General features: G+C 66.8%; 21 protein-coding genes, 1 tRNA gene and 2 pseudogenes. 12 read left to right on the forward strand and 12 right to left on the reverse strand.

What is annotated here, in order from left to right; genetic code table 11:
* Nucleotides 1-4: 4 nt before the first annotated feature.
* From EJK15_RS20950 to EJK15_RS70730, 5 genes are all read right to left on the reverse strand, one after another.
* Complete coding sequence (locus tag EJK15_RS20950; RefSeq protein WP_138712155.1) at nucleotides 5-553, reverse strand: hypothetical protein; 549 nt, start codon at nucleotides 551-553, stop codon at nucleotides 5-7.
* Nucleotides 554-643: 90 nt separating this feature from the next.
* Nucleotides 644-1,069 (reverse strand): helix-turn-helix domain-containing protein, encoded by a 426-nt coding sequence (locus EJK15_RS20955; protein ID WP_138712156.1) that lies wholly within the window; start codon nucleotides 1,067-1,069, stop codon nucleotides 644-646.
* 289 nt (nucleotides 1,070-1,358) lie between these two features.
* A complete protein-coding gene (locus EJK15_RS20960) occupies nucleotides 1,359-2,450 on the reverse strand; it encodes a group I intron-associated PD-(D/E)XK endonuclease (RefSeq protein ID WP_138712157.1) in 1,092 nt (363 codons plus the stop codon).
* A gap of 212 nt (nucleotides 2,451-2,662) precedes the next feature.
* Nucleotides 2,663-2,736, reverse strand: a tRNA-Pro gene (locus EJK15_RS20965).
* A 132-nt stretch (nucleotides 2,737-2,868) separates the two neighbouring features.
* Nucleotides 2,869-3,006 carry a hypothetical protein gene (locus tag EJK15_RS70730; RefSeq protein ID WP_171074433.1) on the reverse strand — a complete coding sequence of 46 codons (138 nt, stop codon included), beginning with the start codon at nucleotides 3,004-3,006 and terminating at the stop codon, nucleotides 2,869-2,871.
* Nucleotides 3,007-3,741: 735 nt separating this feature from the next.
* On the opposite strand from EJK15_RS70730, the gene EJK15_RS20970 reads away from it, so the two are divergent.
* From EJK15_RS20970 to EJK15_RS20995, 8 genes and pseudogenes are all read left to right on the forward strand, one after another.
* Complete coding sequence (locus EJK15_RS20970) at nucleotides 3,742-3,933, forward strand: hypothetical protein (protein ID WP_138712158.1); 192 nt, start codon at nucleotides 3,742-3,744, stop codon at nucleotides 3,931-3,933.
* An 82-nt stretch (nucleotides 3,934-4,015) separates the two neighbouring features.
* Nucleotides 4,016-4,462 carry a hypothetical protein gene (locus tag EJK15_RS20975; protein ID WP_138712159.1) on the forward strand — a complete coding sequence of 149 codons (447 nt, stop codon included), beginning with the start codon at nucleotides 4,016-4,018 and terminating at the stop codon, nucleotides 4,460-4,462.
* Nucleotides 4,463-4,676: 214 nt separating this feature from the next.
* Nucleotides 4,677-5,024, forward strand: a pseudogene (locus tag EJK15_RS77620) (sporulation protein); the annotation flags it as partial.
* A 79-nt stretch (nucleotides 5,025-5,103) separates the two neighbouring features.
* Nucleotides 5,104-5,463, forward strand: coding sequence for a sporulation protein (locus EJK15_RS77625; protein ID WP_420847076.1), 360 nt, complete (start codon nucleotides 5,104-5,106; stop codon nucleotides 5,461-5,463).
* Nucleotides 5,464-5,611: 148 nt separating this feature from the next.
* Nucleotides 5,612-7,522, forward strand: coding sequence for an APC family permease (locus tag EJK15_RS20985; protein WP_138712161.1), 1,911 nt, complete (start codon nucleotides 5,612-5,614; stop codon nucleotides 7,520-7,522).
* Between the two features lie 120 nt (nucleotides 7,523-7,642).
* On the forward strand, nucleotides 7,643-7,798 hold the full coding sequence (locus EJK15_RS72855; protein ID WP_206060994.1) for a hypothetical protein: 156 nt from the start codon (nucleotides 7,643-7,645) through the stop codon (nucleotides 7,796-7,798).
* 81 nt (nucleotides 7,799-7,879) lie between these two features.
* The gene (locus tag EJK15_RS72860) at nucleotides 7,880-8,164 is read left to right on the forward strand and encodes a hypothetical protein (RefSeq protein ID WP_206060995.1); all 285 of its coding nucleotides are present in this window, start codon (nucleotides 7,880-7,882) and stop codon (nucleotides 8,162-8,164) included.
* A 389-nt stretch (nucleotides 8,165-8,553) separates the two neighbouring features.
* Nucleotides 8,554-8,907, forward strand: a complete 354-nt coding sequence (locus EJK15_RS20995) for a VOC family protein (RefSeq protein WP_206060996.1) — start codon at nucleotides 8,554-8,556, stop codon at nucleotides 8,905-8,907.
* Between the two features lie 177 nt (nucleotides 8,908-9,084).
* On the opposite strand, the gene EJK15_RS21000 is transcribed toward EJK15_RS20995, so the two are convergent.
* The 6 genes and pseudogenes from EJK15_RS21000 to EJK15_RS77630 all read right to left on the reverse strand — a co-directional run.
* Nucleotides 9,085-9,648, reverse strand: coding sequence for a hypothetical protein (locus EJK15_RS21000; protein WP_138712162.1), 564 nt, complete (start codon nucleotides 9,646-9,648; stop codon nucleotides 9,085-9,087).
* 114 nt (nucleotides 9,649-9,762) lie between these two features.
* On the reverse strand, nucleotides 9,763-10,323 hold the full coding sequence (locus tag EJK15_RS21005) for an ArsR/SmtB family transcription factor (protein ID WP_240777099.1): 561 nt from the start codon (nucleotides 10,321-10,323) through the stop codon (nucleotides 9,763-9,765).
* Between the two features lie 351 nt (nucleotides 10,324-10,674).
* Nucleotides 10,675-10,815, reverse strand: coding sequence for a hypothetical protein (locus EJK15_RS70735; protein ID WP_171074434.1), 141 nt, complete (start codon nucleotides 10,813-10,815; stop codon nucleotides 10,675-10,677).
* A gap of 175 nt (nucleotides 10,816-10,990) precedes the next feature.
* Nucleotides 10,991-11,941, reverse strand: coding sequence for a GNAT family N-acetyltransferase (locus EJK15_RS21010; RefSeq protein WP_138712164.1), 951 nt, complete (start codon nucleotides 11,939-11,941; stop codon nucleotides 10,991-10,993).
* Between the two features lie 382 nt (nucleotides 11,942-12,323).
* Complete coding sequence (locus tag EJK15_RS76350) at nucleotides 12,324-12,455, reverse strand: hypothetical protein (protein WP_276615412.1); 132 nt, start codon at nucleotides 12,453-12,455, stop codon at nucleotides 12,324-12,326.
* Nucleotides 12,456-12,480: 25 nt separating this feature from the next.
* Nucleotides 12,481-12,639: pseudogene (locus tag EJK15_RS77630) on the reverse strand (HIT domain-containing protein); the annotation flags it as partial.
* A 219-nt stretch (nucleotides 12,640-12,858) separates the two neighbouring features.
* On the opposite strand from EJK15_RS77630, the gene EJK15_RS21020 reads away from it, so the two are divergent.
* Nucleotides 12,859-13,023 carry an IclR family transcriptional regulator domain-containing protein gene (locus EJK15_RS21020; RefSeq protein WP_206060997.1) on the forward strand — a complete coding sequence of 55 codons (165 nt, stop codon included), beginning with the start codon at nucleotides 12,859-12,861 and terminating at the stop codon, nucleotides 13,021-13,023.
* A 433-nt stretch (nucleotides 13,024-13,456) separates the two neighbouring features.
* Here EJK15_RS21020 and EJK15_RS21030 read toward each other — a convergent pair whose 3' ends face one another.
* Nucleotides 13,457-14,077, reverse strand: a complete 621-nt coding sequence (locus EJK15_RS21030) for an acyl-CoA-like ligand-binding transcription factor (protein ID WP_171074435.1) — start codon at nucleotides 14,075-14,077, stop codon at nucleotides 13,457-13,459.
* Between the two features lie 84 nt (nucleotides 14,078-14,161).
* Between EJK15_RS21030 and EJK15_RS21035 the strand changes: the two genes are divergently transcribed.
* The 3 genes from EJK15_RS21035 to EJK15_RS21045 all read left to right on the forward strand — a co-directional run.
* Nucleotides 14,162-15,136, forward strand: coding sequence for an NADPH:quinone oxidoreductase family protein (locus EJK15_RS21035; protein WP_138712169.1), 975 nt, complete (start codon nucleotides 14,162-14,164; stop codon nucleotides 15,134-15,136).
* Nucleotides 15,133-15,606, forward strand: coding sequence for a pyridoxamine 5'-phosphate oxidase family protein (locus tag EJK15_RS21040; RefSeq protein WP_138712170.1), 474 nt, complete (start codon nucleotides 15,133-15,135; stop codon nucleotides 15,604-15,606). Before EJK15_RS21035 ends, EJK15_RS21040 begins: the two co-directional genes overlap by 4 nt.
* 57 nt (nucleotides 15,607-15,663) lie before the next feature.
* Nucleotides 15,664-16,617: AMP-binding protein (locus EJK15_RS21045; protein ID WP_138712171.1), on the forward strand; the 954-nt coding region annotated here is incomplete at its 3' end.

The raw sequence follows: 16,617 nt of genomic DNA on the forward strand, positions 1-16,617 counted from the left end.
CGTCTCACCGTCCTCGGGTGGTCTCGTGAAGCAGCTCCTCGAACAGCGCGCGGTAGTGCACCATGGCCTGCCGGAGTTCCTCCGTGGAGGCCTCCTTCCTGGCCGCGCGCCCGCTGATCTCGTGAGCCGCCCTGTAGTGATCGAGAGTCGCCGCATGCCCCACCGACAGGTCGGACAGCCGCTGCTCGAAGTCCTCCGTCGGGTAGCCCCGCTCCGCCATGACCGCCGTGACCAGCTGATCGGCCTCGGTCACCGCGAACCCCGGCGCGTCCACGAAGCGCTCCTGCACCTCGGTCCACCGGTTCGCGTAGGCCTCGCGGGCTTCTTCAGGGAGATGACGGATGTCGAGCTCGGAATGGCGCTGCTCGCGGGCGAGCAGCTCCTGCTCCGCCTCCCGCCGGTTCTCGCGCTCGGCGACTGTACGTTCGTACTCGGGGCCGAAACGTTCACGGAGATGGTTGCGACGCTTCTGCCGCTGAAGCACGACATATACCACTGCGGCGACCGCCACCACCGCGACCACGACGACGGCCACCCAAGCGTAGGTGGTCATGATGTTCGCCTCCGGTCTTTTGTTGAGGCCCAGCGACTGCCCTCGAACAGGCATGTCGAAACTCACCGGGCCAAACCGGAAGGGCCGTGTTCAGCGGGTTTCGAGCCCCTTCCGGGCGGCGCCGAGCACGGCTGCGACATGTGAGCCCGATGGGGGAGCGGGGACCTCGCTGAACCCCTCGTCGGCGTCGTACCGGACGTCCAGTCCCGCGTCGACGAGCCGCTGCGCCCACCGCAGCGCCGTGTTCAACCGCTCGGCCGCCGGCGGCTTCCCCTGCGCGGCCGCCGACAGGTTGCGCAGATTGGTCGCGGGCCCGGACTGGGCGTGCGCGCGGGCCAGCTTCCACGGCACGGCGCCGCTGTGGTCCAGCATCGGCTTGGCCAGCCCGGCGGCCCGCTTGGCCTGCAGCACCCCGGACTCGCTGACCCCGAAATGAGCGGCCAGCTCCTGCACGCTCATCCCCTGGGCGACCAGCCTGGCCAGTTGTTCGCGATCGATGGTCGGCTTGCGACCCACCTGCCTGCCTCCGCTCCGGTTTCCGGTGCGCGTCTACCTCGGATATGCGCTAAGGCTATGACGATCTGATCCGGGTCCTGTGCAAGGACGCATACGCGCGCGGCATCAACCTCGGCCCGTTTCCCGACGCGATCGAGGAGGCGAACAGCTAGAAGGTCTGGGACGACGGCGAGATCCACCGCGACGAGGCCCAGCAAGGTGATCAAGCCGCCTTCTTGAGGAGCATCGTAGTGCCGGCCGAGCGCAGCGCAGAGGCCCCGACCGGAATCAGAGCCTCTGCCGACTAGCGCTATTCGATCAGACTTCTGGCGGAGCCCACGCAGTACCGTCGGTACTTGCGCAACGAGATGCGCAGTCTTCCCTCGACTGCAGCTATCGGGATCAGGTAGATCGCGAGGTCCCCGTCAAGGATGAAGAACTGATCGACATCGGAGGCCCTGTAGGGGACCAGTGCACCTTTGGTGGTTCCGGCCAGACGGTAGGCGATCGTCACGTCGCCCGAGCCGGCCATGCACGTCTTGACTTGTACACGGTGTACGGGGCCTCTCATATCGACGAGCAGATCGTATGGCCGGGTGTCTAACGGGATGGATGGAGCGAAGCCACGGAGCGTGAACCAGGAGGCGGCGATGGTGAGTGCAGCTTCGCGAAGATGTTGGAGATGGGCGGGCTCCGGCCGTGGTGCTTCCTCCATGGGGTCCAGGTGATCGGTCGTGATCCCGAGCTTGTCCGCGTGGCGGCGAATCGTCGTGCGGTTCTGGCTGATGTTGGCCACGCCGAGAGATTTGGTCACCGCATCCCAGGTGCCGGAGTGCTCGATGGCTTGGTCGAGTTGCCTCCGGGGCCAGCGTCTGGTTCCAGTGAAGTGGCTTACGTCCAGCCTGAGTTCCTCGACACGCTGCTTGAGGATGCGAAGCTGCCGTCCACCGGTCGCTGCAAGACCAAGGTCACGTGCCACACCACGCCACGAGGTGGCGGACGCCACTGCCGTGACGAGTTCGTCGTCGGTCCAGGTCTTGTGGAAGTGGGCCGTGGACAAGCCTAGGTCCTGCGCCCTTGCGCGTGCCTGGGCGATGACCTTCTCCGAGCGGCGGCTGTACCCGAGATGGTCGAGGACTCCGACCCAGGACGCCGAGATGCTGATGATTTCGGCAAACCTCTCATCGGATGCGATGGCCAGTCGAGGCCGCCGGCTGCGGCCTGCTTCAGGCTTGTCGCAATCTGGACGCGGTTCGGTCACCAGTTCTTCCTGGGGCGCGCTGATCGACGCTGAGATGCTCCGCGGGGGAGCGGTCACGAGGGCGCAAGATTTGCGCGGACGACCGGGCTGTGCCTTGAAGTGGGTAGTGTCGATCTTCAGGTCAGCGGCGCGGGCTTGCATGATCTGCCGAGATGCCGTTGCCGTCGGGTGATATCCGAGAGACCGAGCCACACCCGCCCAACTGGCGGACTGGGCGATGGCGTTCCGCAGATCTTGATCCGTCCAACGGATTGCGTCTTTACGGGTGTGCTTGGATGTGAGAGTTGGCACTGTCGCAGAATAATAAAAACCCGATCATCCAGTCTTGATGATCGGGTGTTATATCCAAAATGTCGGGACGACAGGATTTGAACCTGCGACCCCCTGACCCCCAGTCAGGTGCGCTACCAAGCTGCGCTACGTCCCGTCAAGCCCTGCGACGGAACTCTTTGGTCTTTGTTCCGCTCGGCCTTGCGTGGAAAACACTATCACGTGCGACGGACCCCTCCGTGCCAACTCTCACGAAGGCTGGAGGGGTCCATCAGGGTGACTCTAGCCGTCAGGCGGCGGATGCGAAGCCGTCTCCGAAATCGATGTCCAGATCATCGACCACTGCCTTGTCGGGCCCGATCCGCACCACGCAACAGTGCTTGAGGAGGGCGTCCTTGCGGTGGCCGAACCGCTGGGCGACGCGCATGTCTGACCACGCCGGGCGGCGTCATGGCCGAGTCCGCGACGTACAGCAGCGACTCGTCGGGGAGAAGTTCAGACCCGTCAGGGCGGGTCGGTTGGTGGATTCCACTTCCCAGTGTTCGTGGTAAGAGCCTGACCAACTCGAAAGCGGGATGGCGGCGATGATCGAGCAGGGTGGTGGCCAGGCGGTAGCTGCCGGTGTGGCGGCCAGGGGTGGTGGCGATGGTGATCTCACACGGTCTCGATCAGCCGAGCGAGGTGATCGGTCCGCCTAAGAAACGGACGGTCTTAGGACGCTTGCATTGCCAGGCGGGCACAGGTTGGGCATGCGCGAGTTGCCTCGGGCGAGAATGGTATCGACCGGCCGCAGACCGGTAGTGGATGTGCCGGCCTGCCGCGGCCATGCCGCACGGGATGTGCTCACACACCGCAGCCACCCTCTGGCGGATGTGTTTGATGCGCACCGTCAGGTGCTGACGGACCTGGTGGCGTCCTCGGGCCTCGGGGCTGGCGAACTGCCGGCACCGCTGCTCGACACGCTGACGTGCTCGGCGAAGACCGCTAGTGAGGTGTTGAACGCAGTCCTGCGACTACAACGGCCGCACCCATGAGATGCGCGCCTCGATGTGCGGTCGCCATCCCCTGAAAGTCGAGCCGAGCCTGCTGTGTTGCCTGGCGCTGGCTGTTCCTGTCGTTGTGGTCATACCTGGAGATATCAAAAGGAGGGCATGCGCAGCTCATGATGCTCCAACGCCTGTCGGCTCCCGTAGAGCTCCTGCGGACCAACGGCGGCTATCGCCGCTACGCGCTGGCGAGAATCTCCTCGACCATCGGGTCCACCGTGGCAGCGCTTGAACTGGCGTTCGCCATCGTCGAGCCCGGCGGCGGGGCCTCCATGGCCGCCCTGCTCGCCGCCGTATGTTTCGCGTAGTCACGCGCGAAATCGGCGTCCGGCTTCCGTATGGATGAGCGCCAAAAGCACCGCCTCGGGCCACCATGAGGAGCAAATCCCCGTGGAGGAGCATTTCGTGCCCAGCATCATCACCCGTGCAACCATCCCACATTGGCACCGGCTCGAACCGCGCACCATCATGGCCATGATCGCGGTCATGGCCGGCATCGCTGCCGGCGTCCTGGCCACCGTCGCGATGACCGACGCGATCAGTGCCTATCACACCACTCATCGCCAGGTCGTCGCCCAGGTGGTCGAGGAGGGATCCATCGTTGCCGAGGTGAGCTGGAAGGACGAGACAGGAATGCAGCGCAGCGGACGGGTGCGCGCGCCGCTGGACCACATATCCGACACGCGCGCCCGGATCTGGCTCGACGCGCAGGGGCGGTCGGCGCCACGCCCGTTCGGGCCGGTGGAGGCGGTCTTCTGCTTCCTGCTTGCCGGCGCCTCGGCGGGCGGGGTGACGTGGCTGGCGTTGTGGCGGGCTCGCCTGGTGGGGCACTGGTAGGTGGCCCGGAAGGCCATCAGCGAGCTGGACGGACGGCGGCGCGACTACGCGCCCAACGGGTGACCCGGTTACCGACCTAAATCCTGACTCTCCGGACACAGGGAGAGAAACCAAGATTCAGTAACTGCGGAACCCGGACCCCGGCCCGGTCGTTCAAGCGGACGAGGGGCTCAATCCTTTTGATGCCGGGAGAACGACCGTGGTCTTCAAGCGGATGCTCAGTGCCTTTGGCGTAGATGGGCCCTCGTTAGGTACTTTCCTGGCCACGCACCGGACGCAGCCCGGCGGCACGCTGTGCGGTGAAGTACGGATGATGAGTGGCCAGTTCGACGCTGAGATCGACCAGATCGGTCTCGGGTTGCTCGCCCGAGTCGGAGCAGCGCAGAGTGGCGAACAGACCGGGCTCACGGAGTTCGCGAATGCTCAGATCTCAGGCCCGTCAGTCCTTCGTCAGGGCGAGGAACGGACGATTGAGTTCCAGGTCGCCGTGCCATGGGAGACCCCGATCAGCGAGATCGGCGGCAGGCATCTGGCCGACATGATGCTGGGCGTGCGTACCGAAGTGACCGTCGCCATGGCGGTCGACAAGGGCAGCCCGGACATGATCGCTGTCACACCTGTACCCGTCGCAGCTCCGCGTCCTGCAGGCGTTCGCGCAACTCGGCTTCTTCTTCAAGTCCGCTTCCCTGCGAGCCGGTCGACTGAACGGCGTACATCAGGACCTGCCGTTCTACCAGGGGGTCGAGTTCTATCCCCCCGCGCATCTCGCCGGAGCCGTCCACGAGGTCGAGTTGGCTTTCGTCCTGAGCTCGTCCCGATTGAACGTGGTCTTGGAGGCCGACAAACATGCGGGCCGCCATTCCTCCGGCGATGCCACTGGACGTTTCCAGATGAGTCATGAGGAAGCCCTGCATACCGACTGGTCCAGTGAGATCGACCGATGGCTGGCCGGCCTGGCTCATCACGCCCGTGGCGGGAAGCGCGGGCACCACCAAAGCTAGTGCGATCACGGGTGCGCCCTGCGCAGAGAGCCGTCTCGGACGGCTACGGATACATACGTTTTCTTGACGCCCCCTTCTCGCCAATCGCCCTTCTGACCTGGGTAAAGTGCGGTGCGACTTCGCGCCGTTTTGATGAAGGGTGACCCAAATGGTGCTGGCGAAACGGCCGGCCGCCACGGAAGGAACGCTGCGTTCCTGGCTGCTCCAGGGCCTGCAGACCGACCGTAAACAGATCGAGCACGGTCCCCACGTCAAGCACCCGTGGTGGCGGGTGATGTGCCTGACCGGCGTGGACTACTTCTCCACACTGGGCTACCAGCCGGGCATCGCGGCGCTGGCCGCCGGTCTGCTGTCGCCGCTCGCCACGCTGTTCCTCGTGGCGCTGACATTGCTGGGCGCGCTGCCGGTCTACCGCAGGGTCGCCGCCGAGAGCCCGCACGGCCAGGGGTCGATCGCCATGCTGGAAAAGCTTGCCCCGCAGTGGTGGGGCAAGCTGTTCGTGCTGGCCCTGCTCGGCTTCGCGGCCACCGACTTCGTGATCACGATGACGCTGTCGGCCGCTGACGCCACCGCGCACATCCTGGAGAACCCGTTCTGGCCCGAAGCCCTGGCCGGGCAGCGGGTGATCGTCACGCTCGTGCTGCTGGCCCTGCTCGGCGGGGTGTTCCTGCTGGGCTTCAGCGAGGCGATCGGCATCGCCGTCCTGCTCGTGTTCGTCTACCTTGCGCTGAACGCCGTCGTGGTGACCGTCGCGCTGGTGCACGTGGTCGAGGCGCCGCAGGTCGTGGTGGACTGGCAACGCGCGCTGAGCCTGGACTTCTCCAGCCCGCTTGCCATGATCGGGCTGTCGCTGCTGGTGATGCCGAAGCTGGCGCTGGGCATGTCCGGGTTCGAGACCGGCGTGGCGGTGATGCCGGTGGTCAAGGGCGACATCCAGCAGCGGATCGCCGGCACCAGGCGTCTCCTCACCGTCGCGGCGCTGATCATGAGCGTCTTCCTGGTCTTCTCCAGCTTCGTCACGACCGTGCTCATCCCGCACGCGGAGTTCGAGGAGGGCGGCAAGGCGAACGGACGGGCGCTGGCGTACCTGGCGCACGGTTATCTTGGCGACTGGTTCGGCACCGCCTACGACATCTCCACGATCGCCATCCTGTGGTTCGCCGGAGCCTCGGCGATGGCCGGACTGATCAACCTGGTGCCGCGCTACCTGCCCCGCTACGGCATGGCGCCGGAGTGGACCGGCGCGGTGCGACCGCTGGTGCTGGCGTTCTCGGCCATCGCGTTCGCCATCACGATCATGTTCGACGCCGACGTGGACGCCCAGGCCGGCGCCTACGCCACCGGCGTGCTGGTCCTCATGCTCTCCGCAGCGGTCGCCGTCACGCTGTCGGCCCGCAGGAAGCGCCAGCACGTGGCGACGGCCGCCTACACCACGATCAGCGCGGTGCTGGCCTACACGCTCGTCGACAACGTCATCGAGCGGCCGGACGGCGTCAAGATCGCCTCGTTCTTCATCGCGGCCATCATCATCACCTCACTGATCTCGCGCGCGACCCGCTCCACCGAGCTCCGCGTCACTGAGGTGCACCTGGACGGACTGGCCGAGCGGTTCGTCAACGAGGCGTGCGGCGACATCCACGTGATCGCCAACGAGCCGCACACCCGCGACCAGGCCGAGTACAACGACAAGCTCCGTGAGACCTGGCTCAACCACCGGCTGCGCAGCGCCGAACCGGTCCTGTTCGTGGAGGTCACGGTGCCGGACGCCTCGGAGTTCGAGACCGAACTGCACATCAAGGGCGAGGAGCGGTACGGCCACAAGATCCTCACCATCGAGAGCTCGGCCGTCCCGAACACGCTGGCCGCACTCCTGCTCTACCTGCGCGATCGGACCGGCTCGGTGCCACACATCTATTTCCACTGGACCGAAGGCAACCCGGTCGTGGCCATGCTGCGCTACCTGCTCTTCGGCGGCGGCGACGTGCCGCCGCTGACCCGGGAGGTGCTCCGCCAGGCCGAGCCGGACCTGGAACGCCGGCCACACGTCCACGTCGGTTGACAGCCGTATCTGTGGCGTAGTTATTTGGGCCGTTTGCGTCAGAAACGCGTATGAACGGACATGGCTAAGCCTGTCCTGGGGGCAACAAGAGGACGAAACCCCCATTCAGGAGCATTCTCCATGTCCACTGTGACAACGTCTGCCACAGCCAAGGAGCCTTACGCTACGTGGGGTGAGCGGCATCGGCTGACCGTCGTCGGCGGGCTGGCCGCGCTCTCACTGGACGCGATGGCGTCGGTGGCCTACGGCTCCGAGGCGACTACGTGCTCAACGTAGCCGCCTCGGTGGCCGCCGGAGTGGCAGCGCTGACGTCGGCCTTCCCGGAGCTACTGCCGTACACGGTGGCTGTGCCTGGCGGTGCTGACGCTGGTCACCGCGATCAACCTGCGCGGGATTGCGCACAGCGCCCGTACGTTCATCGCCCCGACCGCGATCTACGTGGCCGCGATCCTACTGGTCATCGTGGTCGGGCTCGTACGGAGCGAGCCCGCCGTGTGCATCGGCGCCGAGCCTTTCGTCGCCGGCCAGGCGTTCATCGCCCCCACTGCCGGAGCCCATGTTCAAGAGCTCGCCAGCATCGCGTGCCGGCTCCGAGTCCGGTTGACCGCGAAGGCTCAAGCGGGTACGTCTGCGAGAGCGTGACAGTACATGGCGAAGCTGGGCGTGTGGCCATGCCGCTTCATGAAAAACCGGCTCCAGGACCTCCATCGTGGCCTCAGGCCTGATCTCTACGGGTCGAGCCGAGATAACGGGAATTCCGGCCATGGGTGGATCTTAAGCGCTCTGACCTGCTGCAACGTCGAGGGGGTTCGAGCTCCGCCGTACGACTCGGGGCCAGCCGTACTTCCGAGATGAGCCAATCTCGGAAGTGGATTCCAGGCCGTACTTCCGAGATTCCGCACTCCAGGACTCCGAAACTCGCCCAGTCCACTTCCGAGATCACGAACATGATCGACCGTTGGCCGCTTCCGCTCGTATCTCGGCTCGACCCCTCCGGGGCCGGGCCGCCGGTCCTGTCTATGCTCAAGCCCATGGCACTGGAATGGGAACAGATCATCGTCGACTCCGCCGACCCTGTCGCTCTCGGGCGCTGGTGGGCCGAGGCTCTCGGCTGGGTTGTGGTCGACGAATCTGAGGAGATCATCGAGATCCGGCCTGAGCCGGACCGGATGCCGGGGCTGCTCTTCGTGCCTGTCGCCGAGGGCAAGACGTCGAAGAACCGGCTCCACCCCGACTTCCGCCCCGACGACCAGGAGGCCGAGGTCGCCCGGCTGCTCTCCCTCGGTGCCCGGCGTGTCGACACCGTGCAGGACGAGCAGCACTGGGTGACCCTCCTCGACCCGGAGGGCAACGAGTTCTGCGTCCTGGGTGAGCGGAAGAGCTGAGCGGAAGCACTGGCGGAAGCGCTGAGCGGAGGCCGGCAGTTATTCGGGGCCCCGAGTCGTACGGCGGAGCTCGAACCCCCTCGACGTTGCAGCAGGTCAGAGTGCTCAAGATCCACCCATGGCCGGAATTCCCGTTATCTCGGCTCGACCCGGTATACGGGACATATGCCGGGGAGGCTACCCCTGGGAGCCTTCCTTCTTCCATGCGCCGCACTTGTGGCCGGCCACGCCGTACCTGTAGACGCAGATGCGGACCGAGTTATTTCTGTTGGGAAGCGACTTGGTGATGACCAGGTACTTCTTCGTGTGGGGAATTCGGCCGACCTTGAAGGGGCCGCACTTTCGGCCCTTCTTGCTCTCCAGGTAGACGCGTATCCGCTTGTCGCGGGTCACGACTCTTGCGTACGAGTAGTCCGAGGGCTGCCATTGCCGGAAGTCGACGGTAGTGGACTTGTATTTGAAGCTGTACGGCGGGTTTACGTACTTACTGTACGGAATAGTGGGACTTACGCAACCGGCTGCCTGTACGTGATTCGACACCGTGCCGGGCTCCGCCCGAGCGGGTGCGGAGGTGGTAAGGGTGGCCGAAGAACTCAGCACCGTACCGACGAGTGCCCCGAGCGGCGCAACCCCGCCACCGGACGGCTGGACGGTCTCGGCGGTGGCGGTCCCGGGTGCGAGCCCGGACAGTCCCCCGATGAGCAGCCCGAGCGCGGCGAGCCGCTTCCCCTGTCGTTGCATGAACAGTTCTCCTTCGATCACGAGATGATTCGCTTGACGGGGGGTGCGGTTAACAGTTCACCGGTCTGGGACGCGTCGTGTCAGCATGTTTCGCTTGGAAGGAAAACACCGAGGTCACGGCCGTGCACGTGGTTCATCCGGCGGCTGGGCGCGAATGAACTCGGTGCCGAGCTTGGTCGCCTGGTGCAGCATCAGGTTGGCCTGGCGGGTGCTGGTGATCAGCCCGGCTTGTCGCAGCACGTGGGCGTGCTTGCTGGCGTTGGCCAGGGACGCCCCGGTACGCCGGGCGAGCTCCGTCGTGGTGCAGCTCGGCGTGGTCACGATGCAGCGCAGCGTCTCGGCTCGCGTCCTGCCGAGCAGCTCCACCAGAAGATCGTTGACGGTGGCCGGTGACGGGCTCAACCGCCGGGCAGGATAGACCAGGACGGGAGGCAGTCCCTGGTCCACCAACGCGACGGGCGTGATCCGGCAGAAATAGGAGGGGATGAGCGTCAGGCCCCGTCCGCGGAGGCGGATCTCCCGGGAGTTCTGCGCGGCCCGCGCGGGATAATCGGCCTCCAGGACCGGCGGTCGCCAGCAGATCATCGGGGGCAGCTGGTCGAGCATCTGCTCCACACCGTCATCGGCGAGGGGCCGGGCCAGAGCAGAGCGTTCCTGGCCCAGCGTGTGTTCCATCGCCTGCAGGCGGGGAGCGAACGCCGCCTGGCAGTAGCCGGCCGCCAGAGGGCCGAGGTCGCGGATGGCGCGTGGATCGCCGCGGGCGAGGTCTTCCAGCCCAGGAGGTAGGCCGTAATAGGTCTGCAGGAGATTCAGCTCCTGGCGGACGCGCCGTCGTGGGGTCTCGGCAAGGGCTTCGATGCCCTGGTCGAGGCCCAGTTGGGCTTCTGCGGGGGTGAGGAAATCGGGGAAGTAGGGCCCTGCCGGGGCCAGGGGGATCAGCAGGTTTCGGACGGGTGTGAGCAGGCCGGTTTCGGCGAGGTTGGCGCGGACCCTGAACCGACGCTCGCCTTCCCGGACGGCTCGGCGTCAACGCGTCCCGTGTGCGCGCAGCGCCGTGCCCACGACCTTGATGGCGGCGGCGGCCGCGGTCAGCCGGCGGCCCTCGACGCGGTAGACCTCCAGCACCTCGGCGATGGCGTGCGGCGGCAGGTGCGGCTTGAGGTCCACGGCCGCGGCCTTGTGGCTGGGGTTTGCTTCTGACCATTGACCGGCTCCGGGGAAGGACTGATCAATAGTCCCGAGGGGCAGGGTGCGTGAACGGCAAGTGGCCTCCTGGCTGGCGGGCACCGGGTATGGGAGGGGGCACGGACGCCGCAAGCGGCCTCCGTGCCCGATGCCTGGCTCAGTTCCAGGTCATATTGATCGTTCGTTCAAAATTGACGTATCCGACGCGCTGGAAGGCGTTCGCCATGGGAGTGTTGCCAAGATCCGTGGCCGCCCGGATGCGCGGGACGTCCTGCGAGCTGAGGATACGGGTGCCTTCGGCAAGGATGTCGTCGATGTAGCCGTTGCCCCTGTGCGCGGGCAGTACGGCGAGGTAGCCGATGATGGGGTTGTAGTCGTTACGGGCCGGGGTGACGAACCCCACCGGCTCGCCGTCCGGGAGCGTCGCGATCCGCCACCAGTCCCGCGGGCTGCGGTAGTGCGCGAGTTCGTCCTCGTAGTGTCTGACGGCCGCCTCGCGGGCGGACATCCGGGTCAGGTCGTCTCTGCTGTGCGCGTCGAGCGTCCCGTCCAGTACGAGAGTCATCAGAGAGAGGATTTCCTCGGTGTCGCGGACCGGCCGGAAGGCCAGGCGCCCGCTCGGCTCGGGGATCGGCGTTCCGGGACGCCACTCCAGACGCAGTCGTTCGACGAGCAGGCGGGCGCCGGTCCGTTCTAGTGCGGCCATGCGGTCCTCGACGAGTCGCTTGGCCGCTCCGACCTCGCGCCAATCGGGTGTGACGATGCGGATGTACTCGGGGGGACGGGCGCCGACTGGGGCCACTTGGGCCATGGCGGTCTGCAACAGTCGCACGCCGATGTCCACGTGGCCGCGATCCGCGCTGCTGTCGTCGATGTCGAAAATGTCCAAGAGGAACGGTGTGTCGTCGCCGGTCCGGCACCACCAGGCGGCCCTGGCGAGCAGACGGTCGCCGTGAAGGGCGACCCACATCCATTGCGGTCGACGGCGGCCGGCGGCCAGGTCGTCCGCCAGTTCCTCGTTGAGGGCATAGGGCTGTCGGGAGAAGAGGTCGAGTTCTTCGCGCCCGCTGATCGGGCGGATGGTCAGGTCGTTCTGTTCCACGGTCAAGGCACGCTCCGGTGAAGGCGCCTGTCCGCTCCGGGTCAGACGTGGTCCGCGCCCCGGGAGGACACAAGCGCAGTGATCATGGGGATCATGGGGTCATGGGCTTATCCCTCCTTTCGATGTCGTGACCCCTTGGCTCTTGTCGACAGGGGTCCGGCCAAAAGATCTATCCAATCGTCGGCCCCCGCGCAAGCCCTTTTGCGATCATCAACCCGAGCCGTCAGAGGTGTCGGGCATGGTGCAATGTTGGGCGGCATGGGTCGTCGCGGTTATCTAGGGTTGTCGGACCCTTCCAGCAGGTCAGAGGATGATGATCTCTTCTTTCACGTAGGCCAAGTTGACCGAGCTCAGCTCTGATTTTGCTGGCGAGTAGTAGCAGCGTTTGTCAGCGCCAGGCCCTGATCTCCTCGGCCAGCCCTCTGAGGGACTCGAGCGGGTGCTCAACTTCGATCCACGGCGGGGTGAGGTCGGTGGGCTCGAAGCGGGGGGACCACGTGGAGGTGGAAGTGGAAGACACTCTGCCAGGCCGTCTCGCCGCTGGCGTGCCAGAGGTTCACTCCAGGAGCCCCGAGCGCGCCGGCAAGCCGCCGGGACACCTCGACGGCGGCTCGCATGACATGTGCCGCCGTCTCGACTGGGATCTCCCCCAGGTCGCGGTGGTGCGCTCGCGGGACGACCAGCGCGTGACCCTTGACTGTCATAGAAGCGCCTGAAACCTTGGGTCTCCTGGCCTGAGAGCGGCCATCCACAGCTGAAACGCCTTTGCAGGCCGGCCAGGCGTGCTGTGATCATGCCGGTCATGAATTGCGTCTTCTGCCGATTCCACGCTAAGGAAGATCTTTTTCCAGCGCCTGTCAGTACCCTGCCGTTGGCCTCATTGAGCAGGGCTTGGGTGCCTGCTGCGGTGCTGGCCGAGGATCGTGTACGCCATCGCCGCAGCCATCCTGCACTCCGACGGCACACCGCTCGCCTCCCTCGCGGTCTCTATGCCCGAGTCCCGTTACGACGAGGAACGACTCCCCGAACTGGGCCGTCTCGTCAGCGAGACAGCACAAGAGGTGGCCACGCGCCGTCTCGGCGTATGACCCCTGCGAGAGGACGTTCCGTGCCGGTCCCCGTGCCGGCACGGGGCGGACGCCGAAGTCCTGGGTGCCGATTCCCACCCGGCCACCTTCCCTTCCCTGCCCAATCCGGGCTGCTTGACGCCGCCGAACGGGGCTGGCCGGATTGGAAAACCTCTGGCCGGTGGGCAGCCGCCGACTCACTCACCGGAAGGTGCGGCTGAACGAGGCCGGATCGGTATACCCGTGCCGGACCGGGCACCGCCGGAATCCTCCTGAAGACCGATCAGCGCACCCAGCGCGACCCGACCAGAGATCAAAAACACCCCTGAAACGCCGGGATCCCGCCCGGGGCGGGTGCGCGCCGGCGACCTGGAACCGCAACCGCGCCGCCGTTTCCTCCTGGCTTGCCTGGTGCGCGACCAAGAAACGGTGAACGGCGCCCGGTTCCGGCTGGTCAGCCGCGCTTGGCTGCGGGTGGCTGGTGCGGGGTGAGGGCGGCGAAGGACTCGTCCAGAAGGGTCCGCAGGTCGAGGGTGGCGTTGGAGGTGGTCCAAGCGGTGAGGGCGGCGTTGAAGGCGCCGAAGCCAGCGGAGGCGATGACGGCGGGGTAGAGGGATTCGTCGGGGTCGAGGCCGAGGCGGCTGGCGATGATGCCGACGGCTTCGGTGCGCCAGCGGTCAACGTGATCCAGGTGGCTGACGCGCAGGTTCGCACTCGACCGGATGAGCTTGAGCAGTGCGAGGGCGTGGTCGGGGTCAGTGTCGATCCAGTCGGCGAAGGTGTCCATGCTCGCGCGCAGGGCCGACCAGATGTCCTCTTCAGGAGGGGCGGTGACCAGGTGGTGGCAGCCCTGTCCGATGACGCGGCCGACCAGGTTGAACACGACGTCTTCCTTGGCGGGGAAGTAGCGGAAGAAGCTGCGGCGCGACAGTCCGGCGGCGGCGCAGATGTCGTCGACGGTGGTCTCGTCGAATCCACGGTCGAGGAACAACCGGATCGCGGTGGTCGCGACTTCCGCCCGCATTAGGTCCTTCGTGCGCTGGTGCAGCGATTCGGCGGGCGGCGAGGCGTTCATGGCTGCCGAGTCTACCCAGGCTTGCATTCCAGTGCTATCTTGGCACTAAGTGCCAAGATGGAACCGAGAGGCAGGTGATGGGGTGTGCGTGCTCTCCTGTGCACCGACACCAGCGACCTAGCGGGATTGATCGTCGATGAGGTCCCTGATCCCGTCCCGGGCCCGGACCAGGTCCTGGTGCGTGTGGCGGCGGCGTCGGTGGACTTCGTCGACACCCTGATCGCGACGGGGGGCTACCAGATCCCGGTGCCGGTGCCGTTCACCCCGGGCAACAACCTGGCCGGGACGGTGGCGGAGGTCGGGCCGGGCGTCACGCGGTTCGGGGTCGGTGACCGGGTCCACGGGATGGCGTTCGTCGGCGCGTTCGCTGAGCTCGCCGTCGTGGCCGAGTCCTCGCTGCGGCCCACCCCCGACGGGCTGGGCGCGGATCTGGCGTGCCTGACGGGCAGCACCTACCGGACTGCCTACGACGCCCTGGTGTCCACCGCCCATCTCAAGCCGGGCGAGGACCTGGTGATCCTCGGCGCCTCCGGCGCGGTCGGCTCCGCGGCGATCGGCGTCGGCAAAGCTGTGGGTGCCCGGGTGATCGCATGCGCGTCCAACGCTGAGAAGTTGGAGTTCTGCCGGGCGCTGGGCGCCGACAAGCTTGTCGACTACAGCACCAGCGACCTGAAGGCCGCCCTGAAGGAGCGGTGCCCCAAGGGCGCCGGGGTCGTTCTGGACATGGTCGGCGGGCCCTACTCCGAGCCGGCGTTGCGGGCGACCGGGTACGGCGGCCGGTTCGTCGTCGTCGGGTTCGCCGCCGGGCAGGTTGCGAAGATCCCGCTGAACCTGGTGCTGCTGAAGGGCTCGATCGTCACCGGCTACGAGATCGCCGATTTCGAGCGCCGCAACCCCGAGCAGACACTGGTCAACCGGCAGGCGTTGGAGGCGCTGCTGGTCGACGGGCATCTCAAGCCGCCCATCACCGGCCGTTACCGCCTCGACCAGGCCGCTGAGGCGATGAGGACCGTCGCCGGACGCGCCAAGTTCGGCATGACCGTCCTGGACCTGTCATGACTGAGACCACGCCACAGAAACGCGGCCGGAAGATCGCCATGACCCCCGGCGAACGCGATGTGTTCCTCGCCGAGGAGCGGACTTGCCGGGTCGCCACCACCGCCGCCGACGGCCCCCATCTGACCGCCCTGTGGTTCGTGTGGGACGGCCTCTCGCTGTGGCTGTACTCCATCACCGGCAGCAAACGCTGGGCCGACCTGACAGCGGACCCCCGTGTCGCGGTCCTCATCGACGCCGGCCGCGACTACGACGAGCTGCGCGGCGTGGAGCTGCGCGGATTGGTCGAGGTCGTCGGCGAAGTGCCCCGCACCGGCGAACCGCACCCCGACCTGAAGGTGCCCGAGGGGTTGTTCTCCCGCAAGTACACCGGCAGCGACACCCTGCCCCACGACCATCGCCACGCCTGGCTCCGCCTCACCCCCGAAAAAATCACCAGCTGGGACTTCCGGAAACTCGCTGCCGCCCGCTGAACGCCCCCGCGCCGCCCCCACGGCGCGCATCGTTTTCCGTCTCCTGGAGGAACCGACATGTCGCTCACGCAAGCGCTCCACCGGGGCGTACAGCAACATCCCCACCACCTCTACAGCGTGCACGGCACGAGGGCTTTCACCTACGAGCAGGTCGCCCAGCGCGTCAGCCGGATCGCCGGCGGACTGACCGGCCTCGGGCTGGCGGCCGAGGACCGGGTCGCGATCCTCGCCCTGAACTCCGACGACTACCTGCACTGCCTGCTCGCGATCGCCTGGGCCGACGGCGTCTTCGTGCCGGTCAACACCCGCTGGAGCCAGCCGGAGATCATCGCCTCGCTGGAAGAGGCCGAGGTGAGCATGCTGATCATCGACGACGCCTTCACCGGCAAGGCCGCCGGCATCGCCGAGGCCGTCCCGTCCCTCACACATGTCCTGCACACCGGTCAGAAGGACCCCGGCCCGGGATTCACGCGGATCAACGATCTGGCCGCCCGCGGCCCGGCCGTCCCCGACGCCCACCGCGGCGGGGACAGCACGCTGGGATTGTTCTACACCGGCGGCACCACCGGCCGGTCCCGCGGCGCGGTCCTGTCGCACCGAGCGCTGGAGGCCACCGCGCTGGCCTTCGCCGCCGCCCTTCCGCTGGATCCGGACGCGGTCTATCTGGTGTCCGCGCCGCTGTTCCACCTGGCGCAGTTCGCCGGGTGGGTCGCCAGCGCCCAGTTCGGCGCCACCCAGGTCGTTCTGCCGTCCTTTGACCCGAAGGAGGTGATGCGGCTCATCCAGGAGCACCGGGTCACCCGTGCGGTGCTCGTGCCGACCATGCTGCACGCGCTCGTCCACCACCCCGCCGCCGCCCAGTACGACCTGAGCTCGCTCGACACCGTCATCTACGGCGGGTCACCCATCCCGCAGCCCGCCTTGGAACAGGCCGGCAAGCTCCTGCCCGGCGCCGGTTTCCTCCAGGTATACGGGATGACCGAGATGAGCGCCGTCGCCACCCTCCTGGCC

The sequence above is a fragment of the Nonomuraea basaltis genome (assembly GCF_005893125.1).
Lineage (GTDB): Bacteria > Actinomycetota > Actinomycetes > Streptosporangiales > Streptosporangiaceae > Nonomuraea > Nonomuraea basaltis.

Coding starts and splice junctions, on each gene's coding strand:
- EJK15_RS21000 (WP_138712162.1), bottom strand. CDS start 9,648: ATGCAACGACAGGGGAAGCGGCTCGCCGCGCTCGGGCTGCTCATCGGG.
- EJK15_RS21005 (WP_240777099.1), bottom strand. CDS start 10,323: ATGGAACACACGCTGGGCCAGGAACGCTCTGCTCTGGCCCGGCCCCTC.
- EJK15_RS70730 (WP_171074433.1), bottom strand. CDS start 3,006: ATGCGCGTCGCCCAGCGGTTCGGCCACCGCAAGGACGCCCTCCTCAAG.
- EJK15_RS21040 (WP_138712170.1), top strand. CDS start 15,133: ATGACTGAGACCACGCCACAGAAACGCGGCCGGAAGATCGCCATGACC.
- EJK15_RS21030 (WP_171074435.1), bottom strand. CDS start 14,077: ATGAACGCCTCGCCGCCCGCCGAATCGCTGCACCAGCGCACGAAGGAC.
- EJK15_RS20960 (WP_138712157.1), bottom strand. CDS start 2,450: ATGCAAGCCCGCGCCGCTGACCTGAAGATCGACACTACCCACTTCAAG.
- EJK15_RS20985 (WP_138712161.1), top strand. CDS start 5,612: ATGGTGCTGGCGAAACGGCCGGCCGCCACGGAAGGAACGCTGCGTTCC.
- EJK15_RS20995 (WP_206060996.1), top strand. CDS start 8,554: ATGGCACTGGAATGGGAACAGATCATCGTCGACTCCGCCGACCCTGTC.
- EJK15_RS20970 (WP_138712158.1), top strand. CDS start 3,742: ATGATGCTCCAACGCCTGTCGGCTCCCGTAGAGCTCCTGCGGACCAAC.
- EJK15_RS72855 (WP_206060994.1), top strand. CDS start 7,643: ATGTCCACTGTGACAACGTCTGCCACAGCCAAGGAGCCTTACGCTACG.
- EJK15_RS20950 (WP_138712155.1), bottom strand. CDS start 553: ATGACCACCTACGCTTGGGTGGCCGTCGTCGTGGTCGCGGTGGTGGCG.